Annotated in this window: 21 protein-coding genes and 1 pseudogene; 7 read left to right on the top strand and 15 right to left on the bottom strand. The window is 73.2% G+C overall.

Going from position 1 to position 24,751, the window contains the following annotated elements:
* Positions 1 to 568: 568 nt before the first annotated feature.
* From RBH18_RS32765 to RBH18_RS32755, 3 genes are read left to right on the top strand one after another with little or no spacing between them, the layout of a single operon-like run.
* Positions 569 to 934: a peptidase inhibitor family I36 protein gene (locus tag RBH18_RS32765; protein ID WP_306214342.1), complete on the top strand. Its 366-nt coding sequence runs from the start codon at positions 569 to 571 to the stop codon at positions 932 to 934.
* A gap of 1 nt (position 935) precedes the next feature.
* Positions 936 to 1,628, top strand: a complete 693-nt coding sequence (locus RBH18_RS32760) for an ABC transporter ATP-binding protein (RefSeq protein ID WP_306214341.1) — start codon at positions 936 to 938, stop codon at positions 1,626 to 1,628.
* Positions 1,625 to 4,132, top strand: a complete 2,508-nt coding sequence (locus tag RBH18_RS32755; protein ID WP_306214340.1) for a hypothetical protein — start codon at positions 1,625 to 1,627, stop codon at positions 4,130 to 4,132. The genes RBH18_RS32760 and RBH18_RS32755 overlap by 4 nt, the downstream gene beginning before the upstream one ends.
* A gap of 17 nt (positions 4,133 to 4,149) precedes the next feature.
* On the opposite strand, the gene RBH18_RS32750 is transcribed toward RBH18_RS32755, so the two are convergent.
* The 15 genes and pseudogenes from RBH18_RS32750 to RBH18_RS32680 form a co-directional block, all read right to left on the bottom strand.
* Positions 4,150 to 4,317, bottom strand: coding sequence for a hypothetical protein (locus tag RBH18_RS32750; RefSeq protein WP_306214339.1), 168 nt, complete (start codon positions 4,315 to 4,317; stop codon positions 4,150 to 4,152).
* A complete protein-coding gene (locus tag RBH18_RS32745; RefSeq protein WP_306214338.1) occupies positions 4,314 to 4,703 on the bottom strand; it encodes an MmcQ/YjbR family DNA-binding protein in 390 nt (129 codons plus the stop codon). The genes RBH18_RS32750 and RBH18_RS32745 overlap by 4 nt, the downstream gene beginning before the upstream one ends.
* A 218-nt stretch (positions 4,704 to 4,921) precedes the next feature.
* The gene (locus tag RBH18_RS32740; RefSeq protein WP_306214337.1) at positions 4,922 to 5,332 is read right to left on the bottom strand and encodes a rhodanese-like domain-containing protein; all 411 of its coding nucleotides are present in this window, start codon (positions 5,330 to 5,332) and stop codon (positions 4,922 to 4,924) included.
* 67 nt (positions 5,333 to 5,399) lie between these two features.
* On the bottom strand, positions 5,400 to 6,443 hold the full coding sequence (locus RBH18_RS32735; RefSeq protein WP_306214336.1) for a helix-turn-helix transcriptional regulator: 1,044 nt from the start codon (positions 6,441 to 6,443) through the stop codon (positions 5,400 to 5,402).
* Positions 6,440 to 7,312 (bottom strand): hypothetical protein, encoded by an 873-nt coding sequence (locus tag RBH18_RS32730; RefSeq protein WP_306214335.1) that lies wholly within the window; start codon positions 7,310 to 7,312, stop codon positions 6,440 to 6,442. Before RBH18_RS32730 ends, RBH18_RS32735 begins: the two co-directional genes overlap by 4 nt.
* Before the next feature lie 9 nt (positions 7,313 to 7,321).
* Positions 7,322 to 8,947: an ABC transporter ATP-binding protein gene (locus RBH18_RS32725; protein WP_306214334.1), complete on the bottom strand. Its 1,626-nt coding sequence runs from the start codon at positions 8,945 to 8,947 to the stop codon at positions 7,322 to 7,324.
* Entirely contained in the window at positions 8,937 to 10,589 is a 1,653-nt protein-coding gene (locus RBH18_RS32720) for an ABC transporter ATP-binding protein (RefSeq protein ID WP_306214333.1), read from the bottom strand. Before RBH18_RS32720 ends, RBH18_RS32725 begins: the two co-directional genes overlap by 11 nt.
* Positions 10,582 to 12,195, bottom strand: coding sequence for a nickel ABC transporter ATP-binding protein NikE (gene nikE, locus RBH18_RS32715; protein ID WP_306214332.1), 1,614 nt, complete (start codon positions 12,193 to 12,195; stop codon positions 10,582 to 10,584). The genes RBH18_RS32720 and nikE overlap by 8 nt, the downstream gene beginning before the upstream one ends.
* Positions 12,192 to 13,073, bottom strand: a complete 882-nt coding sequence (locus RBH18_RS32710) for an ABC transporter permease (RefSeq protein ID WP_306214331.1) — start codon at positions 13,071 to 13,073, stop codon at positions 12,192 to 12,194. Before RBH18_RS32710 ends, nikE begins: the two co-directional genes overlap by 4 nt.
* The gene (locus RBH18_RS32705; RefSeq protein ID WP_306214330.1) at positions 13,070 to 14,026 is read right to left on the bottom strand and encodes an ABC transporter permease; all 957 of its coding nucleotides are present in this window, start codon (positions 14,024 to 14,026) and stop codon (positions 13,070 to 13,072) included. Before RBH18_RS32705 ends, RBH18_RS32710 begins: the two co-directional genes overlap by 4 nt.
* Before the next feature lie 7 nt (positions 14,027 to 14,033).
* The gene (locus RBH18_RS32700; protein ID WP_306214329.1) at positions 14,034 to 15,668 is read right to left on the bottom strand and encodes an ABC transporter substrate-binding protein; all 1,635 of its coding nucleotides are present in this window, start codon (positions 15,666 to 15,668) and stop codon (positions 14,034 to 14,036) included.
* An 8-nt stretch (positions 15,669 to 15,676) separates the two neighbouring features.
* On the bottom strand, positions 15,677 to 16,807 hold the full coding sequence (locus RBH18_RS32695; protein WP_306214328.1) for an acyl-CoA dehydrogenase family protein: 1,131 nt from the start codon (positions 16,805 to 16,807) through the stop codon (positions 15,677 to 15,679).
* Positions 16,804 to 18,033: an LLM class flavin-dependent oxidoreductase gene (locus tag RBH18_RS32690; RefSeq protein ID WP_306214327.1), complete on the bottom strand. Its 1,230-nt coding sequence runs from the start codon at positions 18,031 to 18,033 to the stop codon at positions 16,804 to 16,806. The genes RBH18_RS32695 and RBH18_RS32690 overlap by 4 nt, the downstream gene beginning before the upstream one ends.
* Before the next feature lie 203 nt (positions 18,034 to 18,236).
* Positions 18,237 to 18,440: pseudogene (locus RBH18_RS32685) on the bottom strand (GNAT family N-acetyltransferase); the annotation flags it as partial.
* 106 nt (positions 18,441 to 18,546) lie between these two features.
* The gene (locus RBH18_RS32680) at positions 18,547 to 19,551 is read right to left on the bottom strand and encodes a LacI family DNA-binding transcriptional regulator (RefSeq protein ID WP_306214326.1); all 1,005 of its coding nucleotides are present in this window, start codon (positions 19,549 to 19,551) and stop codon (positions 18,547 to 18,549) included.
* Positions 19,552 to 19,655: 104 nt separating this feature from the next.
* On the opposite strand from RBH18_RS32680, the gene RBH18_RS32675 reads away from it, so the two are divergent.
* The 4 genes from RBH18_RS32675 to RBH18_RS32660 all read left to right on the top strand — a co-directional run.
* On the top strand, positions 19,656 to 20,963 hold the full coding sequence (locus RBH18_RS32675) for an ABC transporter substrate-binding protein (protein WP_306214325.1): 1,308 nt from the start codon (positions 19,656 to 19,658) through the stop codon (positions 20,961 to 20,963).
* Positions 20,957 to 21,865 (top strand): carbohydrate ABC transporter permease, encoded by a 909-nt coding sequence (locus RBH18_RS32670; RefSeq protein ID WP_306214324.1) that lies wholly within the window; start codon positions 20,957 to 20,959, stop codon positions 21,863 to 21,865. The genes RBH18_RS32675 and RBH18_RS32670 overlap by 7 nt, the downstream gene beginning before the upstream one ends.
* Positions 21,862 to 22,695, top strand: a complete 834-nt coding sequence (locus RBH18_RS32665) for a carbohydrate ABC transporter permease (RefSeq protein ID WP_306214323.1) — start codon at positions 21,862 to 21,864, stop codon at positions 22,693 to 22,695. The genes RBH18_RS32670 and RBH18_RS32665 overlap by 4 nt, the downstream gene beginning before the upstream one ends.
* A partial coding sequence (locus RBH18_RS32660) for a family 78 glycoside hydrolase catalytic domain (RefSeq protein WP_306214322.1) occupies positions 22,692 to 24,751 on the top strand: 2,060 nt, incomplete at its 3' end. The genes RBH18_RS32665 and RBH18_RS32660, both read left to right, overlap by 4 nt.

Raw genomic sequence — 24,751 nt, 5'->3', positions numbered from 1 at the left:
CATGGACTTCTGGGCCAGCCTCGAGCACAAGATCTACTACAAGTACGACCCCGACATCCCCGCCGCCCTGCGCGAGGAGCTGGCCGAGGCCGCCGAGGACGCCGCCCGCCTCGACAAGCGCATGGAACGCCTGCACGCCGAGATCCACGGCCCGCGCGGCTGAGCCACGCACCCGCATCGGTCCACAGTCGACCATGCCAACTTCCGCGACCTCACGGCGGTTCGCGCAGGCCGCGTCGCAGATCGACGATCTTCTCCGCAAATCCGGGGTTGACGACCTGTTTACATCGACTTAACGTCAGCCCTGCCATTCGCCACGGCGAATACACATGGGGGCATTTCCACGGGGGCTTGTTCCGGCGGCGCACGATTCCGCCGCCCCCGATGCGCCCCACGTTCCCTTGCTGTCCGTGGCGATCGCGCGACCGGGGGAAAGCGCAGACGTCCGCACTGCAGGGCGACGGCCGTGCCATTTCCGCCGGATTTCCGCCGCGCCGCAGCGGGCGTGACGGACGACGGGTCCCGGCGTGCCGGGACGAAGGTCCGACGAAGCAATGGGGGAAACCGCATGAGAATCAAGACGGTGGTGGCCGGAATGATCGTCGCGGGTGCCGCGGCGCTCGCACCCGGCGTCGCCCACGCCGCGCTCAGCGACTGCGACTCCAACAACATGTGCATGTGGGGCAACAACGACTTCGTGTTCATGATCGGCGAGCGCGGCCACGGCAGCACCACGATCACCAATCTCAGTGGCGACAACAACGACGAGATGGACTCCTGGGCCAACCGGTCCGCTTCGTACACTGGCTGCATGTACTCCAACGCCGGTGGCGGCGGCGACAAGCAGACCATGGCGCGCAACAGCAACGACAACAACGTCTCGCCGCTGAACAGCGACGAGGTGTCGTCCTGGCGCACCGCGAACGGCTGCTGAGATGAGCGGCACCGTAGTCGCGCCGCTGATCCGGGTGGCCGGCGTGTCCCGGGCCTACCGCACCGACGTGGAGTCGGTGTGGGCGGCGCGAGACGTCGACTTCGTCGCCCGTCCGGGTGAGTTCGTGTGCGTCTACGGTGCCAGCGGCTCCGGCAAGTCGACGTTTCTCAACCTGCTGGCGGGGCTCGACACGCCCGAGTCGGGGCGGATCGAGGTGGCCGGCACCGACATTTCCGGAAGCGACGAGAAAACGCGCGCGGCGCTGCGCCTGCACACCGTCGGCATGATCTTCCAGGATCATAATCTGATCGAGGAGTTCACCGTCGCCGAGAATGTCGCACTGCCGCTGGAGGCGAGCGGCGTGCCGCCGGAGCGGGCCCGCGAGCAGGCCCTCGAGCAATTGGCGCGGGTGCGGCTGGAGGGGCTCGAGAAGCGCTTTCCCCGGCAGCTGTCCGGCGGTCAGCGGCAGCGCGTCGGCATCGCCCGGGCGCTGGTGGGCGATCGCGGGATCCTGCTCGCCGACGAGCCGACGGGCGCGCTCGACTCGACCAACACCATGGAGATCTTCAAGCTGCTGCGGTCGCTGTGCGATCAGGGGCTGCTGGCGGTCGTCTGCTCGCACGACATCCGCTGCCGCGACTACGCGGACACGGCGTACGAGATCGTCGACGGCGTGTTCGGGCAGCGGCCGTGACCGAGCTGCGCCTGGCGGCCCGCCTCGCCCGCCGGTTCTGCCGCTCCCGGACGACGGCGCTCTCGACCTCCCTGGTGGCCGTTGCCGCCGCGTTCGTTCTTGCGATGTTCGTCATCCTCGGCACGCTGTCGCTGTCCGGCAGCCAGGTCGCCGAGCGCGACCTCGGCCGGTTCGGCGCCTCCGCCGGGTACGGCAGCGTGGTCGCCGCGCCCGGCGACGGCACCGTCGCCCGCGACTTTTACGACCGGGTGGCCGCGACCGGCGCGCGGGACGTGACCGTGGTGCTCAGCGCCACCGACGTCCAGGTGGCCACCACACCCGTGCGCACCTTCACGATGCTCGAGACGAGCTGGGCCGCCGAGCCCTACCCCGCCCGTTACCGCCTGCTCTCCGGGCGCTGGCCGGCGGCGCCGGGCGAGGTGGCCGTCACCGACACCGCCGACCTGCCGGCGACCCCGGGCACGACGCTGCCGGTCCTGGGAGGCGGCGCCACGCTGCGGATCGTCGGCACGGTCGACGACCGCTACGCGACGACCACCAACCTACTGGTCGCCCCGGGCACCTGGGCGGGACTGGACCCCGGGCTCGCCGGCCGCTTCCCCGCCCTGGGCGCCCAGCCGTTCGTCCTCTGGAACGACGCCGGCGCCGGCCCGGACGCGGTCGTGACCGCCCTCACCGACGCGGTCCGGCGGGCCCGCGAGGCCGGCGCGCCGGAGGCCTCGCCGGACTTCGTCGGGCAGACCGTGACCCTCCGCGCCGACCTGCTCGACCGGCCGGAACGCACGTGGATCGACAAGACGCCAGCCGGCTACACCATTCCCGCCCTGCTGCTCCCCGTCGCCGCGGTCTGGCTGGTCTTCGGGCTCGGCGCCCGGTCCGCCCGCCGGGCCGTGACCAGGACGGTCATGGTCGGCGTCCGGCCCCGGACGGCGGTCGCGGCGACGACCGCGGCCACCCTCCTGTGGTGCCTCGCCGCCACCGCCGCCGGCCTGCTCGCGGGCCTCGGCATCGGGTCGGCCGCCCGCGTGGTCGTCGCCGGGGTCCGCGACCGGCCCGCCGGCCCGGTCGGCGGGCTGCTCCTGCCCGTGCTGCAGTTCGTCGCGCTGGTGGTCGTCACCGGGGTCGTCGCCGGCGGCGTCCGGGCCCGCAGCCGCTCGGGCGTGGTGCGGCGGCGGCTTCCCGTGCGGACCGCGGCCCGGCTGCGGGACGCCCGGCAGCTGCTGACCGTCGCGACGGGCTGCTACGCCGTCCTCTACGCGTTCGGTGTGGACAGTCCGGCCAAGGCGATGATGCTCGCGGGACTGGTCACCGCGGCCGTCCTGCTCGCCGTGCCGGAGCTGTTCCGTCTGCTGCTGCGGCTCCTGCCCGAGGGCGGGCCGCGCCGCCGTCTGGCCCGGCGCCAGCTCGCCGCCGACCCGCAGCGGGCCATGGCCGGTCTCGCCGTGCTGACCCTGCTGCTGGGCGGGTGCGCGGGCTTCCTGACCCTGCTGAGCACCATGCTGCGTACGGCCGACACGCAGGCGTACCCGGACACCCTGCCCGGCCAGGTGCTGCTGACCGACCGGGCGAGCGCCGTCCTGCCACCACCCGCCGCGGTCGAGCGGATCGCCCGGGCGGCGGCCGAGCCGCACGCCACGGGCCGCGCCGAGCTGCGGTATGCCTTCCTCACGGACCGCAACGGGGACCTCGCGATCGCCGCCGCCCGGCAGGGCCGGATCGGCAACCTCCTCGTCCTGGACTCGCCGGAGCAGGTCGAGCAGCTCGTGGGGCACGCGCTCACGGCACGCCAGCGGGCAGCACTGACCGGCGGCGGGCTGGCGGTGTGGGCGGACGCCCCCGACCCCGACACGCCGGCCCGCGTCGAGATCACCGACGACGGCCGGCAGGTGGGGCTGACCGCCGAGCTGCCGTCCGCCGCCGTGGAGGCCGGCCTGGCGGGCTGGCGGGTCGGCACCGACGGCGTCCTGCTGACGGACACCGCGACGAGGTTGCGGCTGCCCGTCACGGCGCACGGCCCGGTGCTGTGGAGCGGCCTGGACGCCGCGGAGGCGACCGCCGTGCAGCAGGCGGTCGAGCGGGCCGGCCTCGACGCCCGCACGGTCCAGCTGTACGCCGCCCCGCCGCCGCCCGTGCCCCCGGCGGCGCTGGTGGCCACGGCCGTCGCGTCGTTCCTGCTGGTCCTGGCGGCGACGCTGACCGCCACCCGCGCCCAGACCCGCGTCCTGCGCGGGTACCTGGCGACGCTGATCGCCGTCGGCATCTCGCCGTCCTGGGGGCGGCAGGTGCTCTGCTACCAGCTGGGCGCGCTCACCCTGCTGGCCACGGCGCTCGCCGGGGTGATCGCGCTGGTTCCCGCCCTGGTCATCAGCGTGCGGGTCACCGGCTTCGTGCTCAGCGTGCCGTGGGGCCAGCTGGCGGTCCTGCTTGCGTCGATCTACCTGGCCACGGGCCTCGCCGCCCTGCACGCCCTCCGCCGCCTCCGCGCCACCAGCACCGCGTCCTGACCCGCCGCCGGCGCCACTCAGCGGCCGTCCGGCCCCGCCACCCGGCGAACCTCGACCACCCAGCCCTGCCACCCGGCGAAGCTCGCCACCGTCCAGCCCCGCCACCCGGCGAACCTCGCCACCATCCGGCCCCGCCACCCGGCGAACCTCGCCACCATCCGGCCCCGCCACCCGGCGAACCTCAACCGTCCAGCCTCGCCACCCGGCGCGCGCCGGCCGTGCGGCGGTAGCTCGCGTCGAGCAGCTCGCCGATCTCCGCCCAGTCGGTGCCGCCGCCGAGGTCCACCCCGATCCACCCCGACGGCCCGAGGTACGCCGGCACGAAGCACCGCTCCTCCCCCAGCAGCGCCGCCCGCTCGTCCTCGCCGGGCAGCACGAGCAGAGCGTGATCGTGCCGCACCCACCCGTCCGGCGACTTGACCGAGCCGCCGTAGTAGGCGAACACCTTCGTCGTGAAGAACGCCGGCGTCCCGTGCGAGATCTTCTCGGCCGCGTCGGGGAACGCCAGTGCCAGCTCCCGCACCTTCGCGAGCAGCGGATCCGCGTCGTCGAACATGATCGGGTGCCCCATGGCCCGAGTCTAGGGCGTCGACGTCACGTCGGCGTGCGGGTGAAGGGGTCCGCACGGTGCCCGGCGGGCGCTCGCCTCACCAGGCGTCCACCGCATCCTCCGCCGCCACGGACCGCCCCGGAGCAGCAGCAGGGCCGGCAGCGCGCGGGCCTGCGGCGTCCTGGGCGGCAACTCGCCTCCTGCCGAGACGGCGCGGATCGGGCCGGGCAGGTGGAACCTCACCGGCGGACGTCGGCGGCCTCGTCGGTCACGGGCAGCCCGGCGGCGAGCCAGGCCTCCACCCCGCCGATCATGTCGGTCGCCGCGTGCAGGCCGACCGCGCGCAGGCTGGCCGCGGCGAGGCTCGAGCTGTAGCCCTGGCGGCAGACCACGATCACCTGCCGGTCGTACCCCGTGGCTTCGGGGATGCGGTGCGGGGAACCGGGGTCGAGCCGCCACTCCAGGACCGTCCGGTCGATGACCAGCGCCCCGGGCAGCTCGTCCTGCTCCCGGCGCTGCACGTCGGTGCGGGTGTCGACGAGCAGCGCCCCGGCCCGGACGGCCGCCGCCACCTCGTGCGGGCCGAGCCGCCGCAGCCCCTCGCGGGCCCGGGCCAGCACGTCGTCGACACCACGCGTCTCGATGATCACCCTGCCATGATGGCACCGCCCGCCGCACCCACCACAGGCGACGGGCACGCGTGCCGGTTCGACGGCGCTACTCCGCGCGGGGGACGACGGCCGCGTCGAGGCGCCGGGCCAGGTCCCGGACGTGGTCGCGCAGCTCGTCCGGGTGCTCGACCACGAACGGCAGGCCCAGCCCGGCCAGCACGCCCGGCACCCAGTCGAGCCGCTCCGCGCTCAGCCGCACCCGCGCCCGCTCCCCGCCCAGGTCGTCCACCGTGGCGCCGCTCACGCGCAGCCGCCGCCGGACCAGCTCCGCGGGACCGTCGACCACGACCGACACCTCGTGCCGGTACGCCACCCCGCCGGTCACCTGCCCGGCGGGCGAGAACCCGGCGGGCACCTCGAACGTGCCCGCCAGCACGCCGGCCCCCGCGATCCGGTCGAGCCGGAACGTCCGCACCTCGCCGCTCGCCGAGTCCGCACCGGTGACGTACCACCTGCCGGCGTGCGCCACGATGCCGTACGGGTGCAGGGTGCGGGTGCTCCGCCGCCCTTCCCGCCCGGTGTAGTCCAGCGCCACCGGCCGCCGGTCCCGCGCCGCCGACGCGAGCCGCAGAAGCAGCCCCGCCTCCGGCGACGACGAAGGCGACGACGGCGGCGGCAACGGCGACGAGGACGAGGACGATGCCAGCGAGGGCGACGGTGGCGGTGGCGGCGAGGACGACGGTGGTGAGGTGAACTCCAGCGTGGCGAGAAGTCCTTCGAGCCGGGTCGCGAGGGGCCGCGGCAGCACCCGGCGCACCTTCGCCGCGGCGCTCTCCGCGGCCGGCCCGGACGGCCCGGCCGGCAGCCCGGACGGCCCGGACGGCCCGGTCGTCAGCCCGAGCAGCACCGCGAGCGCCTCCTCGTCGGTGAGCATCAGCGGCGGCATGCGGAAGCCCGGCGCCAGCCGGTAGCCGCCGTAGCGCCCGCGCACCGACTCGACCGGCACCTCCAGGTCGATCAGGTGCTCGATGTAGCGGCGCAGGGTCCGCTCGTCGACGCCCACCCGCGCCGCCAGGTCCGCCGCGGTCCGGGTGCCGCCGGACTGCAGCACCTCCAGCACGGTCAGCACACGGGCCGTCGGACGCGTCACGCCTTCAAGGTAACCAGGGCGTCGGTGACCGGGCCGGCGGTGACCGGGAACTCGATGCGGGTGGTTCCGGCCGTCACGGTGACGACGTGGACGCCGAGGTAGCGCTCGTGCGGGCGGGCGGTGACCTCGTCGATCCGGGCGCGGGGCAGGACGGTCCGGGCCATGGAGATGTCGTCGGCGTGGCGGGTGAACCAGTCGCGGCGGTGCACCAGCACGATCTCCCGCTCGTCGCTGACCGCGATCCCGGCCTGCAGGGTGAGCGGCCGCGCCCTGCGGTAGAGCCGCTCCCAGCGCGAGGCCGCCCGGACGGTCTGGCGCGGGCCGACGTTCAGCAGCCGCATCCCGGGCTCCTGCCGCATCAGCTCGTCGTAGTCGTTGAGCAGCCCGGTGTCCTCCCGGCCGAGCCCCGCCGGCTCGGGCCGGGCGGGCTCGCCGGACTCCGGCGCGGCCACGGGCAGGTAGGACGCGCGCAGCAGCGCGATCAGGCGGCGGATCGGGGCGTTCGAGGAGCCGTTGTACGGGACGACGACCGTGCCGCCGTCCGCGAGGTGCACGGTGAGCCGGCCGTCGAGCAGCCGGGTGCTGTCCGCGATGGCCACGATCCGGTCGACGGGCACGCGCACGGTGTCGTACGTGTCCTCGCGCCGGTGCAGCACGACCAGCGTCTCGTCGTCCAGGGCGATCAGGTGGTCGTAGAGGTGCATGCCCGGGTGGGCGTTGCGGCGCTCGACGTTGCGGGGCACCTTGAGCACCAGCCGGCAGGCGGCCGGGTCGACGCCGGAGTCCCGGTAGAGGCGGGGCAGGGCGGCGACGGTGGGCACCTCGTCGACCCAGGGCCCGAAGGCGTCGAACTCCGCGGTGCTGATCATGGCGACAAGCTACCGCCTGACCGCTGTTCCCGGCCAGGCAAGCCGGCCCGCGGAGAACGCCAGGACGCGGTCGGCGGCCGCCGCGGTGGCGGGGCGGTGGGCGATGGCGATCGTCGTGCGGCCCCGGGTGAGCACGGCGAGGGCGCGCTGCACGGCCGCGTCGGTGACCGGGTCGACGCCGGAGGTGGCCTCGTCGAGGATCAGCAGGTCGGGGTCGGCCAGGGCGGTCCGGGCCAGGGCCACCAGCTGCCGCTCCCCCACGGACAGGCGCTCGCCGCGCTGCCCGGCCGGGGTGTCCAGGCCGGCGGGCAGCGTCGCGTACCAGTCGTGCAGGCCGAGCCGGTCGAGGACGCCGAGCAGCTCGGCGTCGGTGGCGCCCGGGCGGCCCAGGCGGATGTTGGCGCCGATCGTGGTGTCGAAGAGGAACGGGTCCTGCGGCACGGTGACGACCCGGCCGGCCAGGGCGGCGGGCGCGAGCCGGTCGAGCGGGACGCCGCTCAGTTCCACGACGCCGGAAACCGGTTCCAGGCGGCGGGTCAGGAGCTTGGCGAAGGTCGATTTCCCCGATCCCGTACGCCCCACGACCGCCACGTGCTCGCCGGGAGCGACCTCCACGGTCACGTCGTGCAGCACGATCGGCCCGTCCCCGTAGCGCGCGGACACCCCCGTCAGCCGCACCCCGACGGGACCGGGCGGCAGCACGGCACCGCCCGCCACCGCGGCCGGGGACGACGCCAGCGCCCGCGCCCGCCGCCAGCCGGTGAGCGCGTTCTGCGCCTCGCCGAGGCTCTGCACGAGGAACTGCAGCGGCCGCACGTAGAACGTCACCAGGAAGACCATGGCCACGATCTGCCCCGAGGTCAGCCGCGGCGTCGCGGGACCGCCGTGCCCGGCCCACCACACCCCGCCGACGAGCACCGCCACGGTCATGGTCGAGATGGCCAGCTCGCCGAGGGACGTGTTGGCGTGCAACGGCACCAGCGTGCGCAGCAGGCTGTCCCGCGCGCGGTCCACGGCGTGGTCGAGCTTGTCCCGCGTACGCCCGGCGGACCCGGTCGACCGGATCACCGGCGCCCCGGCCAGCGACTCCGCCACGGCCGACTGCAGGAGCGACAGGTCCCGCCGCGCCCGGTCGAAGCGGCGCGCGATGAGCCGTTGCAGCCCGGCCATGGCCACGAGCAGCAGCGCGGTGATGACCAACACGGGCACGGCGAGCTGCCAGCTGTACGCCGCCAAAAGCACCGTGGCGAGCACCAGTTGCGCCGCGTTGGTGAGGAACTGGATGCCGCCGCCCTGCAGGAAGGTGGTGACCTGGTCGAGGTCGCTGGTGAGCCGGGTGACCAGGTCGGCGCCCGGGGTCCGGTCGAAGGTGGCCGCGGGCATGGCGTGCACCCGGCGCAGCCCGGCCCGGCGCAGCCCGGCGAGCGCCTGTTCGACCTGCCCGTGCAGCCGCCGGTTGAGCACCGACGACGAGACCCCGGCGACCACGACGGCCCCGGCGCCGACGCCTACGGCCACCCCGGCGGTACGCAGCCCGGAGTCGACGGCGTACTGGACGGTCAGGGGCGCCACGATCCGCCCCGCGCCCGCCGCCAGGGCCAGCAGCCCGGTGACCAGCCGGCCGTCACGCGGCACGGAGACCGCCGGGCAGCTCGACAGTCCGATCCGCGACGAGCACGGCGTCCGGCCGGCTCGTGGCGAGCAGCACGGTCGTCCCGCCGCCGCGGACCAGCGCGGCCAGGTTGTCGAGGACCTGCCGCTCGACCCCGGGATCCAGCGCGGACGTGGCGTCGTCGAGCACGAGCAGCCGCGGCTTGCGCAGGACCGCCCGGGCCAGGCAGATCCGCTGCCGCTGCCCGCCCGACAGGGTCGCCCCGCGCTCGCCCACCACCGTGTCGAGCCCGCCGGGCAGCCCGCGCACGATCTCGTCGGCGGCCGCGACCCGCAGCGCCCGCCAGATGCTCAGCTCGTCGCAGGGTCCGGCCAGCGTCAGGTTGTCCCGGATCGATTCCGCGAACAGGAACGGGCTCTGCGACACCACCGCCACCGTCGCCGGCACGACGCCCCGGGCGAGCTCACGCACGTCCACGCCGTCGTAGAGCACGGCGCCCTCGGTGGGCGTGACCTGTCCTGCCGCGAGAGCGAGCAGCGTGGACTTGCCCGATCCGACCGTCCCGGTGACCACCGTGATCGTGCCGGGCTCGAGCACCAGGTCGGTCCCGGCGAGCCGGCCGGCCGCCCCGGCACCGCGCAGCTCCACCCGCAGCGCCGCCCCGAAGCCGGGCCGGAGTGATCCGAAGCGGACGACATCGGGGTCCGTCAGCACCGCTCGCACCCGTTCCCGGCCCGCCGCGGCCAGCGGCAGCATGGACAGGAACCGGCTGATCACGTTGAGCGGGATGGCCACGGTGATGAGCAGGTAGACCACGCCGACCAGGGCGCCGGCGGTCAGCGTGCCACCCGCCACGCGCGGGGCGCCGACGGCCAGCACGGCGAGCACGGCGGCGGTGGGCAGCAGCTCCAGCACCGGGTCGAAGACCGAGCTGACCCGGGCCATCCGCACGTCCGCGGCGCGCAGCCGCTCGACCGCGGTCGCGAAGCGGGCGTCCTCCGCCGCCGCTAGACCCAGGCCGCGTACCACCGGGCCGGCCTCGACCGACTCGTGCGCGACCGCGCCGACGGCACCGCGCGCCGCCTGCGCCTCGCGCGCCCGGGGTGCCAGCCGGCGCTGGTACGCGACGTTGAGCCCGAGCACCAGCGCGACCAGCACCGCCCCGACCGCGCCCAGCAGCACGTCGCGCAGCACCAGCTCGGTGAGCGCGAGCAGCAGCATGAAGACCATGCCCAGCGCGAAGTATGCGAACTGCATCGGCGACCACAGGGCGTCCACGTCGGAGACGGCGTGGGCGAGCAGCCGGCCCGGCGAGCGGCGGCGGTGCCAGTCGAGCTCGAGGTCGAGATAGCGGTGGACGACGGCCCGCCGGGTCTCGGCCTGCGCCCGGTACTGCACGCGGCCGGTCGCCACGCCGCGGACGAAGATCGTGCTCCACCGGACGGCCGAGATGCCCAGGACCAGCCCGGCGCTGAGCCACCACACGCGCCCCGGCACCGGCTCGCCGGCCAAAGCGGGCACCACGAGGTGATCGGTGGACCACCCGACCGCCTCCGCGCCCGCCACCATCGTCGCGCCGTTGAGCAGTCCGGTGACGGTGGCGAGCGCGGCCGGGCCGGGATGGGCCCGGGCGCCGGAGAACTGGGCGGCCAGCGCCTCACGCACCGGCGTCCCCCGCGGGGACGGCCCGCTTGCCGGGGATCGCGTCGATCAGCTCCCGGGTGCAGTCGCCGGCCGGCGCGGTGAAGACCGAGGCCACCGGCCCGTCCTCGACGACCCGGCCCTGGCTGAGCACCGTGACGGTGTGCGAGATCTCGGCGACCACGGCGAGGTCGTGCGAGACGAACAGGTACGACAGCCCGAGGTCGCGCTGCAGGTCGGCCAGCAGCCGCAGGATCTGCTCCTGGACCAGCACGTCGAGGGCGGACACCGGCTCGTCGAGCATGATGAGGTCCGGGCGCGGGGCGAGGGCCCGGGCGATCGCGACGCGCTGCCGCTGGCCGCCCGACAGCTCCGCGGGCAGCCGATCCAGGTACGCCGCGGGCAGCGCGACCTGGTCGAGCAGCTCCCTGGCCCGGGCCTGGCGGCTGCGCCGGTCGCCGATGCCGAAGGAGACGAGCGGCTCGGTGATCGACTGGCCGATGGTGAACTTCGGGTCGAGCGTGGCGAACGGGTCCTGGTGCACGAGCTGGACCTTGCGCCGCAACGGCCGCATCCGGCCCCAGCTCAGGCCCGCGATCTCGGTGCCGTCGAGCCGCACCGAGCCCGCCGTCGCCGGTTCGAGGCCGAGGGCGACGCGCAGCGCGGTGGTCTTGCCGCTGCCCGACTCGCCGACCAGCGCGTGCGTCCAGCCCCGCGGCACGGTCAGGCTCACGTCGTCCAGGGCGGTGAACCCACCCGGAAACGTCTTGCGTACGTGGCGAAGCGAAAGGATCGGCGGGGGCACGGCCTGCTCGCGTACGTCGTGCCGGGGCACCACGTGACCGGCGTGCGCCAGCCGGGGGGCCGCCGCGATGAGCTGCCGGGTGTAGCGCTGCCGCGGCGTGGTCAGGATCGTGGCGGGATCGCCCTCCTCGACCTTGCGCCCGTGCTGCATGACGACGACCCGGTCCGCCCGGTCCGCGGCGACGGCGAGGTCGTGCGTGATGACGAGTAGCGAGATGCCCTGCTCCCGGACGAGCCCGCCCAGATGGTCGAGGATCCGCTTCTGCACGGTGACGTCGAGCGCGCTCGTCGGCTCGTCGGCGATGATCAGTTTCGGGCGGCCGGCGAGCGCGATCGCGATGAGCACCCGCTGCCGCAGGCCGCCCGAGAGCTCGTGCGGGAACTGGCGGGCGCGGGCGGCGGCGTCCGGCACGCCCGCCTGGTCGAGGAAGGCGACGGCTTCGGCGTACGCGGATCGCCGGGGGACGCCGCGCAGGCGCACGGCCTCCGCGATCTGCTCGCCCACCCGCTTGGTCGGGTTGAGGCCGACCATCGGGTCCTGCGGGATCAGGCCGACCACCGAGCCCCGCAGCCGGCGCAGCGTCCGCTCCTTGGCGCCCGCGGTCTCCACGCCGTCGATGCGGGCGGACCCGGCGGTGATGCGGCCGTTGGCGGGCAACAGCCCGATGAGGGCGTTGGCGGTCGTCGTCTTGCCCGAGCCCGACTCGCCGACGAGCGCCACGACCTCGCCCTGCGCCACGGTGAGGTCGAGCCCGATGACGGCGGGACGCACCGTGCGGTGCCGGACGTACCCGGCGTCCAGGCCGTTGATCTCCACCAGCGTCATCGGGTCAGCTCCTGGAGGGTCTTGGAGATGTGGTTCAGGCTGAGCACGAGCAGCGCGACGAACAGGCCGGGCAGCAGGCTCAGCCACCACGACGTCACGAGGTAGTTGCGGCCGTCGGCGATGAGGGTGCCCCATTCGGCGGCGGGTGGCGCGGCGCCGAAGCCGAGGAAGCTGAGCGACGCGATCGCGATGACGGCCACGCCGGCGTCGAGGACGGCGAGCACGGCGACCGGGCCCCACGAGTTGGGCAGGATGTGCCGGACGAGCACGCGTCCCCAGCCGGCGCCGCCCGCGCGCGCCGCCTCCACGTACGGCAGCGTCTTGACCCGCAGCACCTCGGCCCGCGTGGTGCGCGCGAAGCCGGGCACGATGCCCACGCCGACGGCCACGGCGACCGGGATCGTGCCGTAGCCGAGCGCGGTCACGATGGACAGCGCGAGCAGCAGCCCCGGAATGGCCAGCAGCACGTCGATGGAGCGCATCAGCAGGGCGTCGGTCACGCCGCCGAAGAAGCCGGAGACGATGCCGAGCGTCAGCCCGATCAGCAGGGCGATGGCCAGGGCAATCAGTGTCGCCTTGATGGTCAGGGGCGAGCCGTAGAGCACCCGGGTCCACAGGTCCCGCCCGTAGACGTCGGTGCCGAAGAGGTGTTCCGCTCCCGGTCCCCGCATGGCCGAGGCGGGATCGGTCTCGTACGGGTCGCGGGAGGTGAACAGGCGCGGGAAGAAGGCGGAGACGAGCACGAAGACGACGTACAGGGCGGCGACGAGGAACAGGGGCTTGCGGGCGAGCTGGGCCAGGTGAGCGCCCCGGGGAGCTGCCTTCTCGGCCGGCACGGGAACATCCACGGCAACCGGTTCCACGAGTTGTGCGGTCACAGCGCTCCCTTCCGGACCACGTGGGAGATGCGCGGGTCCAGCAGCGGATAGAGCAGGTCGACGATCAGGTTGACCGTGACGAAGACGGTCGCGGCGATGGTGACGACCGCGAGCACGACCGGCACGTCCTGCGCCAGCACCGACTCCTGCGCCAGCCGGCCCACGCCCTCGCGGGTGAAGACGGTCTCGGTGACGATCGAGCTGGTCACGGTCACCCCGACGATGACGCCGAGGATGGTCATGGCGGGCAGGGCGGCGTTGCGGAAGGCGTGCCGCAGGTGGACCGCCGAGCGGGACAGGCCCTTGGCGCGGGCCGTGACGATGTAGGGCTGGCGCAGCGTCTCGTCGAAGCTCTTGATGAGCACCTGGGCGAGCACGGACGAGGCGAGCACCGAGATCGTGACGACCGGCATCACGAGCGAGGACACCCCCTCCGTGCCCATGGCGGGGAACCAGCCCAGCTGGAACGAGAAGAACTGGATCAGGAACAGCGCCACGAAGAACTGCGGGAAGGACGCCCCCACCGCGGGCAGCCGGGTCAGGGCCACCCGCAGCGGGTTCCAGCGGAAGAACGTGGCCAGGTACGCCAGCGCCGAGCCGGCCACCAGCGACACCACCGCGGCGGCGGCGCTGAGCTGCAGGGTCGGGCCGATGCGCTGGGCGATCAGCTCGCTCACCGGCACCCGCTGGCTCAGCGAGATGCCGAAGTCGCCGTGCAGCAGGCCGGTCAGGTGGTGCCAGTACTGCGCCCCGATCGACCGGTCCAGCCCGAACTGGGCCTTCATCGCCGTCACCTGCCCGGCGGTCAGGCTGTCCGGCTGGATCCCGGCCGCGGCGAGCTGCAGCTCCATGGGGTCGCTCGGCAGCAGGTAGAGGATCGCGAAGGTCAGCGTGTACGCCGCCCACAGGACGGCGGCCGCCTGGGCGATGCGACCCGCCACGTACCTGGTCACGGGCGGCTCACCCCTTCCAGACGTCGTTGAGCTTGAGGAACGCCTCGGAGGTGAACGCGAACCCGTGGACGTCCTTGCCGACGCCGGCCTTCTGCACCCGCTCGAACAGCGGGATCATGAGCGCCTGGTCGATCAGGTAGTCCTGCAGTTCCCCGTACGCCTGCTCGGTCTGCTTGGTGTCGGTGGTCCCGACCGCCTTGGCGAAGAGCTGCTGCACCTTGGCGATGTCCGCGGCCGAGCCGAAGCGCTGCGCGAGTCCCTTGGAGTTGGCGACGTCCGGGTTGAGGATGAACTGCAGGGCGCCGGGGTCGGCGCGGGTGAAGTAGGTGCCGGTCAAATCGTAGGAACCCTCGGTCAGGTAGGTCGCCGACTGCGCCGTGGTGAGCTGGCGCAGCTTCAGCTCGATGCCGACGTCCTTGAGCTGGGCCTGCAGCAGCTCGGGGCCGCCGCCGGCCGCCGTGGTCAGCGGGTAGTCGAGCACGAGCCGCTTGCCGTCCTTGGCGCGCACGCCGTCGGCGCCGGCCACCCATCCGGCCGCGTCGAGGATCTGCTTCGCGCCGGCCTGGTCGAAGGCGATCTTGTCGCCGAGCGCCTTGAAGTACGGGGTGGTCGTGTCGAACAGCCCCTGCACCACCGGATAGTCGGCGCCGAAGAGCGTCGCCGCGTACGTCTTGGTGTCGATCGCCTTCACGATGGCCTTGCGGACCGCGGGGTCGCTCAGCGGCCGGCCGGCGCTGGTGTTGGCGTAGAGCGCCGAGGCGGGACCCGGCAGCGACCGCTGCTCGATCGTGTCGCCGGACTTCTCGATGAGCGTCTGGTCCTGCGGCGTGAACGGGTTGCGCGGCCACGCGACGTCGATGGCCCCGCTGACCAGGTTGCCGGTGCGGACGCTGTCCTCGGCGACATAGGTGAAGATCACCTTGTCGAGCCGGGCCTCGCCGCGGTTCTCGGAGGTCTCCGAGCCCCAGCTGTAGCCGGGGCGCTTGGTCAGCACGGTCTCGACCTTGGGCGTGTAGTGGTCGAGCTGGAACTGCCCGGACCCGACGACGCCCTTGCCGGTGCACCGCTCGGCCGGCGGCAGCTGGAACTCCGCCGGGTCGGTGATGGCCAGGTTCGTCGTGGAGGTGGCCTGCAGGAACGACGAGTTCGGCCGGCTCAGCGTGAACTGGACGGTCCGGGCGTCCACGGCCTTGGCACCGCTCAGGCCCTGGATGTACGAGGCTCCGTACGCGGCGCCGTTCGTCTGCTTGACCGTGTCGATCCAGCCGAGCGCGTTGTCCGCGACGGCCTGGGCGTCGAGCGGCTTGCCGTTGGCGAAGGTCACGCCGTCCCGCAGGTGGAACGTGTAGGTCAGCCCGTCGGCGCTGATCTCCCACTTCTCGGCGAGCCAGGGCACGATCCTGCCGGTCTCGGGGTCCTGGTCGGTCAGCGAGTCGGCGAAGTTGCGGATGATCGACCGGTGCTCGATCCAGTAGACCTGGAACGGGTCGATGCACGAGAAGTTGGCGTTGTCGGGCCAGAAGGAGATCTTCAGCGTGCCGCCGGCCCGGGGCGTGCCGTCGCTGGCGCCCGCTCCGCCGCTGCCGCACGCAGCGAGGCCGAGCAGGGCTGCGGCGGCGGCTGCTGTCACGAGACGTCTCATGGGGTTCCTCACTGATTGAGCACACGACGACCGGCTGCGAGCAGCGCGGCGTCTTCCTGGGGCGGGTGGACGCGGATGCAGAGCGCGTCGCGCAGGTGACGTTCGAGGGAGTGGTGGCGGGAGAGGGCCGGGTTGCCGAGCGCCGCCACGGCCGTCTGCGTCGCGGCGATGACCGCGCGGGCGATGGCGACCTTGATGAGCGACAGCTGCGGCTGGAACGTGCCGGAATCGGTTTCCGCACGTTCCAGGGCGCCGTACAGGAGGGTCTCGGCCTGGGCGATCTGCAGGTCGATCTCGCCGGCGACGGTCTGGATCCGCTCGGTCTCCGCGATGGGCCTGCCCAGAGCGGCCGGGACCCGGGTCCGGGCGAAGTCCGCGAACGCTCTGCGGGCCGCGCGGGCCACGCCGATGTAGAGCGCGGGGTGGCCGAAGCTGCCCGGTCCCGCCATGGCGGCCGGGTCGCGGTAGACGCCGTCGGCGCCCCGCGGGATCTCGGTGAAGGCGTCCTCCGGTACTTCGACGTCCTCGTAGATGACGTCGTGGGTGTTCGAGGCGCGGAGTCCGAGGTGGTCCCACGTCTCGATCCAGGTGATGCCGGGCGAGTCCCCCGGCACGACGATGTGGCCGACCTTCTCGCCGGCGGTCACCCACACGACGTGGTAGGTCAGGCCGGCGCCGCCGGTCGCGTAGGCCTTGCGGCCGTTGACGACCCAGCCGTCGGCCGTGCGGGTGGCGGTGGTCTTCGGGAGGCCGCCGCGGGCCGGGGCGCCGAGCTCGGGTTCGGCGCGGACGGCATTGGCGAGCGCCGGGCCCGGCCGCTGGAGGAAGTCCTGGTACCAGGCGGCCGGCCAGGTCGGGTTCCGGGCTTGCCCGGCATGGGTGAGCAGCGTGTTCGCGGCGAGGAGGGCCACCGAGGCGTCGCCCTCGCCGAGTGCGGTCAGGATGCGCGCGGTGTCGCGGGCGCCGGCTTCAGGGCCGCCGAATCGCCGGCCTACCGTCGCGGTGAGGAGACCGGCGCGATGGGCGGCGTCGAGGCCCTTCTCGGGGAAGGCGCCCGTGCGGTCGTACTCCGCGGCGGTCTCGGCTATCTCCGCGGTGACAGCGGCGAGGGCCTCGTCGCTCAGGTCGGGGGTGATCATGCGTGGGCCAGCCGGGCGTACTCCGGGGCGTAGTTGCCGGGGTGGTCGGCCTGGAGGGTGCCGCGCTGCCCGGTGGCCCTGCGGTGGGCGAGCTCCTGGCGGACCAGCGGCAGGATGTGCTCGCCGTAGTCGATCGCGTCGGCGAGGGTGTCGTAGCCGCGGATCGACACCAGCGAGGCGCCCTGGTCGACGTAGTCGAGGATGGCCGCGGCGACGGTCTCGGGCGAGCCGACCAGCGCGGTGCTCGCCCCGGCGGCGTTGGTGACCGCCGCCGTCCGGGTCCAGAGGGCCCGGTCGTAGAGCTCGGCCTGCCGCGCGTGCTGCAGGGCGCGCTGGGATCCGACGTTCTGCGGGGTGGCGCCGCCCCAGCGCGGGGCCCTGGCGTGCGTGGCGGCGACCTTCTCGACGTACTCGTGGGCCTTCTTCCAGGCGAGCTCGTCGGTCTTCGCGATGATCGGGCGGAAGGTGACCCAGATCCTCGGGAGGGTGGTGCGGCCGGCGTTCCTGGCGATGGCGTGCACGCGGTCGATCTCGCCGCGCAGGTCGGCGAGGGGCTCGCCCCAGAAGCTGAAGATGTCGGCCTTCTCGCCGCCGACCTGGAACGCCTCGTCGGACTGGCCGCCGATCGAGATGGGGATCGTCCTTGCCGCCGGCGCTCCTCCCGGCGCTCCTGCCGGCGCTTCTCCCGGCGCTTCATAGGGGGCGAAACCCGGCCCGAACTCGTCGAACTTGTAGAACTCGCCGTCGTGGCTGAAGGGGGCCGGCTCGGTCCACGCGCGGCGCAGCAGGTCGATGTACTCGGAGGTGCGGGCGTACCGGCGGCTCTTGGGCAGGTAGTCGCCCTGGCGGGCCTGCTCGGCGTCGTTGCCCCCGGAGATCAGGTGCACGACCGCCCGGCCCTCGGTGAGCTGGTCGAGAGTCGCCAGCTTCTGCGCCCCGACCAGCGGGAACGTCGTGTTGGGGCGGAGCGCCACGATCGGCTTGATCCGCTCGGTCAGCTGCCCGACCGCGCTCGCCGTGACGAACGAGTCGGCGCTGCCGGAGCCGTAGGGCAGCAGCGTGTAGTCGTAGCCGCCGTCCTCGAGCGCCCGCACGTACTTGCGGAAGTAGGCAAGGTCGATGCCCCGGCTCGGCACGGGGTTCAGCTCGGTCGACGGGTTGAGGTGCGAAAGACTGATGAACTCGGCCTCCGGTGCGGCGGTGGCCGGGATCGTCGAGTCGCTCATGCGGGATCCTCTTTCCTTGCCCAGGGTTGCGGCAGGGAACGCGGCGCCGGATTCCCCGTAACGCCTATCAAGCTAGTAGGCTTTAGGGCCGCGGGTCCAATGACAGATCACGATCGCGCCCGATCACGAACCCTTATCGATGCCGCGCCCGGCGTGATCGGTGCCGCACTTCGCGTGCCGGGAGGGCGGATCCGGTCAGGCCGTCACGCCGGCCGCTCGTAGACGATCTCGAGCCCGTCCTCGTCGTCCCACTGCTCGCCGACCCGGCGGAAGCCGTACTGCAGCGCCAGGCCCGACGACGGCAGGTTGCCGGGCCGGATGCTGACCCGCACGCGATGGACGCCGGGCTCCCGGGCGGCCCGGGCCAGCAGCGCCTCGAGAGCCGCGCGGGCGTAGCCGCGACGCCGGTGGCCGGCGCCGGGCCGTCGTGGGGTCGCGGATGGCTCACCGGCCGAGCCTTCCGGATCGCCGCCACTCGATCAATTCCTTTTCCCCGAGGAGGTGCGGGCCGGGTCAGTGCGGGAGGGGGGTTGTCGTGGAGGTCCGGATGCGCAGGGTGGTGGGGGCCACGTGGCGGCGGGGCTCGGTGCGGCCCTGGAGGCGCTCGAGGAGCATCGTGGCAGCCCGGGCGCCCATCTCGGGGCCCTGCTGGTCGACCGAGGTGAGGTCGATGAGGGGGTGGGCGGCCAGGTCGGTGTTGTCGTAGCCGGCCACGGCCAGGCGGCGGCCGACCGCGGCGAGGGCGTCGAGGGCCATGTCGTCGTGGCCGGCGAGGATGGCGGTAGGGGGCTCAGGGAGGGCGAGGAGGGCGGCGGCGGCCGCGGTGGCGCTGACGCCGCTGGAGTGCCGGCGGGCGACGTGGATGTGGCCGGACAGTCCCGCCTCGGTCATGCAGGCCCGGTAGACCTCCAGGCGGACGGCGTGCGGGGTGCCGGAGCCGGGGGCGGTGACTTCCTCGGGCTCGGTCAGGTGGGCGATGCGGCGGTGACCCAGGCCGAGAAGGTGCTCCATCACGGCCCGGACGCCGGCGTGGTCGTCGCCGGTGACGGTGTCGTAGCCCCGCGGGGTGTCGTGGCGGCCGAGCATGACCACGGGCACGCGGCGGGCCAGGTCCTCCAGCCAGGCCGGGTCGACCAGCGGGGAGACGGCGATGATGCCGTCGACCAGTCCGTCGGCCAGCGACTCGAGGGTGCCGTAGCCCGGGCCGTCGGCCGGGGCGAGGATGATCTGGTAGGGGGTGCCGGCGACGGCCCGCTGCGCGCCCTCGACGATCTGGGTCATGAAGCGGGCGCCGGTGTACGGAATCTCGAGGCCGAGCCGGTAGCTGGAGCCGCGCAGCGCCCGGGCCGCCACGCTGGGGCGATAGCCGAGCTGCTCGATGGCGCTCTCGACCCGCTCCCGCATGGCGGGGCTGACCCCGTAGGCGTTGCGGATCACCTTGGACACCGCGGCCCGCGAGACCCCGGCCGCCTGCGCCACGTCGCTGATCGTGGCCGACCGGCCCCTCCTGATCGACATGCGACCACTCTAGAGCGATCGACGGGGCTCGTTGCCAACCCGACGTAGATCGGTCTACTGTGACCGCAGTCACATGTGGAGACCGATCTACAAGAGGAGGACCCATGAGACTCGGAGCGGCCCTGACGGCCGGCGCGCTGTGCCTGGGCCTGACGGCCTGCAGCGCGGGCTCGCTGGGCTCGAGCGACGACGACAGCAGCGGCAAGACCGCGATCACCTTCCTGACCAACAACGACCCCGCCAACGTCAAGGTGGCCGAGGCGGTCATCGCCGCCTTCGAGACCGAGGAGCCGGGCGTCGACGTCACCCTGGACACCCGCCCGCAGGGCAGCGAGGGCGACAACCTGGTCAAGACCCGCCTCGCGACCGGCGACATGGCGGACGTCTTCGAGTACAACTCCGGGTCGCTCTTCCAGGCCCTGGCGCCGCAGGCCAACCTGACGCCGGTCTCCGCCGAGCCCTGGGTCGGCGACCTCGACCCGACGTTCAAGCAGGTCGTCACCGCCGGCACCGACGTCTACGGCTCGCCCTGGGGCAGCGTGGTCGGCGGCGGCATCTTCTACAACCTCCCGCTCTACGCCGAGCTCGGCCTGCAGGTGCCCAAGACCTGGGCCGGCTTCATGGCGAACAACGCCAGGATCAAGCAGGCGGGCGTCGCGCCGGTCGAGCAGACCTACAGCGAGACCTGGACCTCGCAGGTGCTCGTGCTGGCCGACTTCCACAACGTGGCCGCGGCCCACCCCGGCTTCGCCGAGCAGTACACCGCGAACAAGGCCAAGTTCGCCACGACCCCGGCGGCGCTCGCCGGCTTCCAGCACCTGGCGGACCTGAAGGCGGCCGGATACTTCAACGACGACTTCGCCTCCGCCAAGTACAACGAGGGCCTGGCCGCGGTCGCCACCGGCAAGGCCGGGCACTACCCGATGATCACCTTCGGGGTGCCCGCGCTGTCCACGGCCGCCCCGGACAACGTCGACGACGTCGGCTTCTTCGCGCTGCCCGGCGACGACGCGGCGAAGAACGGCGCCACGCTGTGGGAGCCGTCCGGCATCTACATTCCGAAGAGCACCGAGGGCGACAAGCTCGCCGCGGCGAAGAAGTTCCAGAGCTTCGTCGCCTCCCCGAAGGGCTGCGCGGCCTACGCCGGCGCCGCCCCGGTCGGCGGGCCGTTCGCGGTGCGGACCTGCCCGCTGCCGGACACCGTCGCGCCCGCGGTCAAGCACCTCAGCGCCTATGTCGAGGCGGGCGCCGCGAGCCCGGCGCTGGAGTTCCTGTCCCCCATCAAGGGCCCGGCGCTGGAACAGATCACGGTCGAGGTCGGCTCGGGCATCCGGGAGCCCGCCGCCGGCGCGAAGCTCTACGACGAGGACGTCAAGAAGCAGGCCCAGCAGCTGGGACTGACGGGATGGTGATGACCCGCGTCGCCGCGGTGGAGGCCAAGCCCACGGAAGCGGGCGGGAAACGGAAGAGCCCGTACCCGTACTGGTTCCTGCTCCCCGGCGGCCTCGTCTTCGCCGTCTTCTTCCTCGTCCCCTCCCTGCTGGCGTTCTGGTTCAGCCTGACCCGCTGGACGCTGTTCGACCAGGAGTTCATCGGCCTCGACAACTACGCGCAGTTCTTCCGCGAGCCGGCCCTGGCCTCCGGCTTGTGGCACACCGTGGTCTACGCCGGAGTCACCTCCGGGCTCAAGGTCGTCCTCGGCATGGCCCTGGCGGTGCTGCTCACCGGCCCCATCCTCGGCCGCGCCTTCCTGCGCTCGGTGGCATTCTTCCCGGTGCTGGTCAGCACGATCGGCGTCGGCCTGACCTTCCAGGTGCTCATGCACCCGACCCGGGGCGTCATCAACCAGGCGCTCGACCTGGTGGGCATCTCCGGCCCGGCCTGGCTCGTGGACCCGCAGTGGGCGCTGCTCTCGGTCGCCCTGGTCGACGTCTGGCAGGGCGTCGGCCTGGCCACCGTCATCTGCATGGCCGGGATCCTGTCCATCCCGGGCGACTACTTCGAGGCGGCGCGGGTCGACGGGGCGGGCGCCTGGCAACGCTTCCGGACCATCACCCTGCCGCTGGCCAGGCCGGCCATCGTCTCGGTGATCATCCTGTCGCTCATCGGGGGGCTCCGGAAGTTCGACCTCATCTGGGCGATGACCAAGGGCGGCCCCGGATTCACCTCCGACGTGATGGCGTCGGTGGTCTACAAGCAGTACCAGGCCGGCTTCTACGGGCTCTCCACCGCGGGCAACGTCGTGCTGTTCCTGCTGGTCATCCTCATCGTCCTGCCGCTCTTCAGGTTCTTCAACCGCAGGGAGGACCGATGAGCACGCGTACGCGCCCCCGCTACGGGTTGAGCGCGCTGGCGATCGCCCTGTTCGCCGTCGTCTTCCTGGTCCCCTTCGCGTTCATCCTGCTCACCGCGGCCAAGACCCAGCAGGACGCCGCCCTCCTCCGGTTCTCGTGGCCCGCCGACTGGGCGTTCGTCCAGAACCTGCGCGAGGTCGTCGAGGCCCGCGACTACCTACTGATCATCGCCTTCATCAACAGCACGATCCTCACCGTGGCCAGCGTCGCGGTCGTGGTCGTGCTGGCGGCGATGGCGGCCTTCGTGCTGCAGCGGCGCCAGGGCCGGTGGACCAGCGGCCTCAACCTGGTGATCCTCTCCGGGCTGGTCATCCCGCCCGCCGTGGTGCCCACGATCTGGGTGCTGCAGAAGACCGGGCTGTTCAAGACGATGCCGGGTCTCATCCTCGTCGAGATCGCCTACGCGATGGCCTTCTGCGTGCTGCTCTTCCAGGCGTTCATCGCCGGCATCCCGCGCGAGCTGGACGAGGCCGCGGTCATCGACGGCGCCGGCCCGGTCGGCCTGTTCTTCCGGGTCGTGTTCCCGCTGCTGCGCCCGATCATCGTGACCGTCGTGGTGGTGCAGTCGGTGTTCGTCTGGAACGACTTCGCCGGCCCGCTCTACTTCCTGCCCGGCGACCAGAACGCCACCGTGCAACTCACCCTCTTCACCTTCCAGGGCACCTACACCAACGCCTATCACCTGCTGTTCATGGACATCCTGCTGGTCACGATCCCGCCGCTGGTCATGTTCGTGATCTTCCAGCGGCAGATCGTCTCCGGGATGATCGCCGGCTCGGTCAAGGGATGACGACCACGGAGAGGCTTCCGATGCTGCACACCGCGCAGATGATCACCCCGGCCGCCGAGCTGGGCACCGCTCCCCTGTTCCGCACCGAGATCACGCCCGCCGATGGGCACGGCCCGGTCACCGGGGCCACCCTGCACCTCAGCAGCCTCGGCGTCCACGAGGCCCGGATCGACGGGCGGCCGGTGGGCGACGACGTGCTCAGCCCCGGCTGGAGCGCGTACGAGCACCGCCTGCGCTTCCTCAGCCACGACGTCACCGCCCTGGTCCGCGCCGGGCAGCCCCTGGTGCTCACCGTGCTCGTCGGCAACGGCTGGTACCGGGGGCGGCTCGGCTTCATGGGCGGCAAGGCGTTCTACGGCGACCGGCTGGGGCTGATCGCCGCCCTGGAGGTCGCCTTCGCCGACGGCCACCGGGAAACCGTGGTCACCGACGAGACGTGGACGGCGGGCGGCTCCGACGTCCTCGCCGACGACCTGTACGACGGGCAGACGGTCGACGCCCGGCGACGGTCCGCCAAGTGGTACACGCCCGGGGGCGAGCCCGACTGGTTCCTGCCCGTGCGGGTGCTGGACTTCGACACGGCGCGGCTCACGCCGTACCTGGGCGATCGCGTCACCCGGCAGGAGAGCGTGCCGCCGCAGCGGGTCTGGACGTCGCCGGCCGGGCGGACTCTGCTCGATTTCGGGGTGAACCTCGTCGGCTGGCTGCGCTGCACCGTCACCGGGCCGGCCGGGAGCGAGATCCGGGTCCGGCACGCCGAGGTGCTCGAGCACGGCGAGCTGGGCGTGCGGCCGCTGCGGGACGCGCAGGCGACCGACCGGTTCGTCCTGAGCGGCGGCGAGGACGTCTTCGAGCCCACGATGACCTTCCACGGCTTCCGGTACGCGGAGATCACCGGCTGGCCCGCGGGCGTGCCGCTGGCGGCCGAGGCGGTCGTGGTGCACACGCGGCTGCGGCGCACCGGGGAGTTCGAGTGCTCCGACGAGCTGCTGAACCAGCTGCACCGCAACGTCGTCCGGAGCGCCCGGGGCAACTTCCTGGACCTGCCGACCGACTGCCCGCAGCGCAACGAGCGGCTCGGCTGGACCGGGGACATCGCGGTGTTCGCGCCGTCGGCCGCCTACCTCTTCGACGTGTCGGGCTTCCTCGCGGACTGGCTGGCCGACCTGGCGGCGGAACAGCGAGCGGCCGGCGGGCTCGTGCCCTTCGTCGTCCCGGACATCCTGAAGTACCAGCCGCACCCGCCGGACTTCCCCGACCCGGACAGTACGGCGTTCTGGTCGGACGCGGCGGTGTGGGTGCCGTGGGCGCTGTGGCAGGCGTACGGCGAGCGCGGCGTTCTGGAGCAGCAGTACCCGTCGATGACCGCGCACGTCCGGCGCGTACGGACGCTGCTGTCGCCGACCGGGGTGTGGGACGCGTCGTTCCAGTTCGGGGACTGGCTCGATCCGGACGCGCCGCCGGACGCCCCGGCGAAGGCCAAGGCCGACCCGGGCGTGGTGGCGACGGCCGCGTATCACCGGTCACTGACCCTGGTCGCCGAGACCGCCGCGCTGCTCGGCCGCACCGGGGACGCCGCCGAGTTCCGCGACCAGGCCCGGCAGGTGCGGGCGGCCTTCAACCGGGAGTACGTCGGCGCCGACGGGACCGTACGCTCCGACTGCACGACGGTCTACACCCTGGCGATCGTCTTCGGGCTCCTCGACGATCCGCTCGCCGCGGGCCGCCGGCTCGCGCGGCTGGTGGCCGACAGCGGGTACCGGGTGTCGACCGGGTTCGCGGGGACGCCGTACGTCACCGAGGCCCTGACGCTGACCGGCCACCTCGACGACGCCTACCGGCTGCTGCTGACCCGGGACTGCCCGTCGTGGCTCTACCCGGTGACGATGGGCGCGACCACCGTGTGGGAGCGGTGGGACTCCATGCTGCCGGACGGATCCCTCAACCCGGGCGAGATGACCAGCTTCAACCACTACGCCCTGGGCGCGGTGGCGGACTGGATCCACCGCCGGATCGGCGGGATCGCCCCGCTCGAGCCCGGATACGCGAAAGTGCT

The sequence above is a fragment of the Actinoplanes oryzae genome (genome assembly GCF_030757795.1).
In the GTDB taxonomy this organism is placed as follows: Bacteria; Actinomycetota; Actinomycetes; order Mycobacteriales; family Micromonosporaceae; genus Actinoplanes.
Note: the sequence above shows the minus strand (reverse complement) of the source record. Positions and strands in the feature narration are given on the sequence as shown.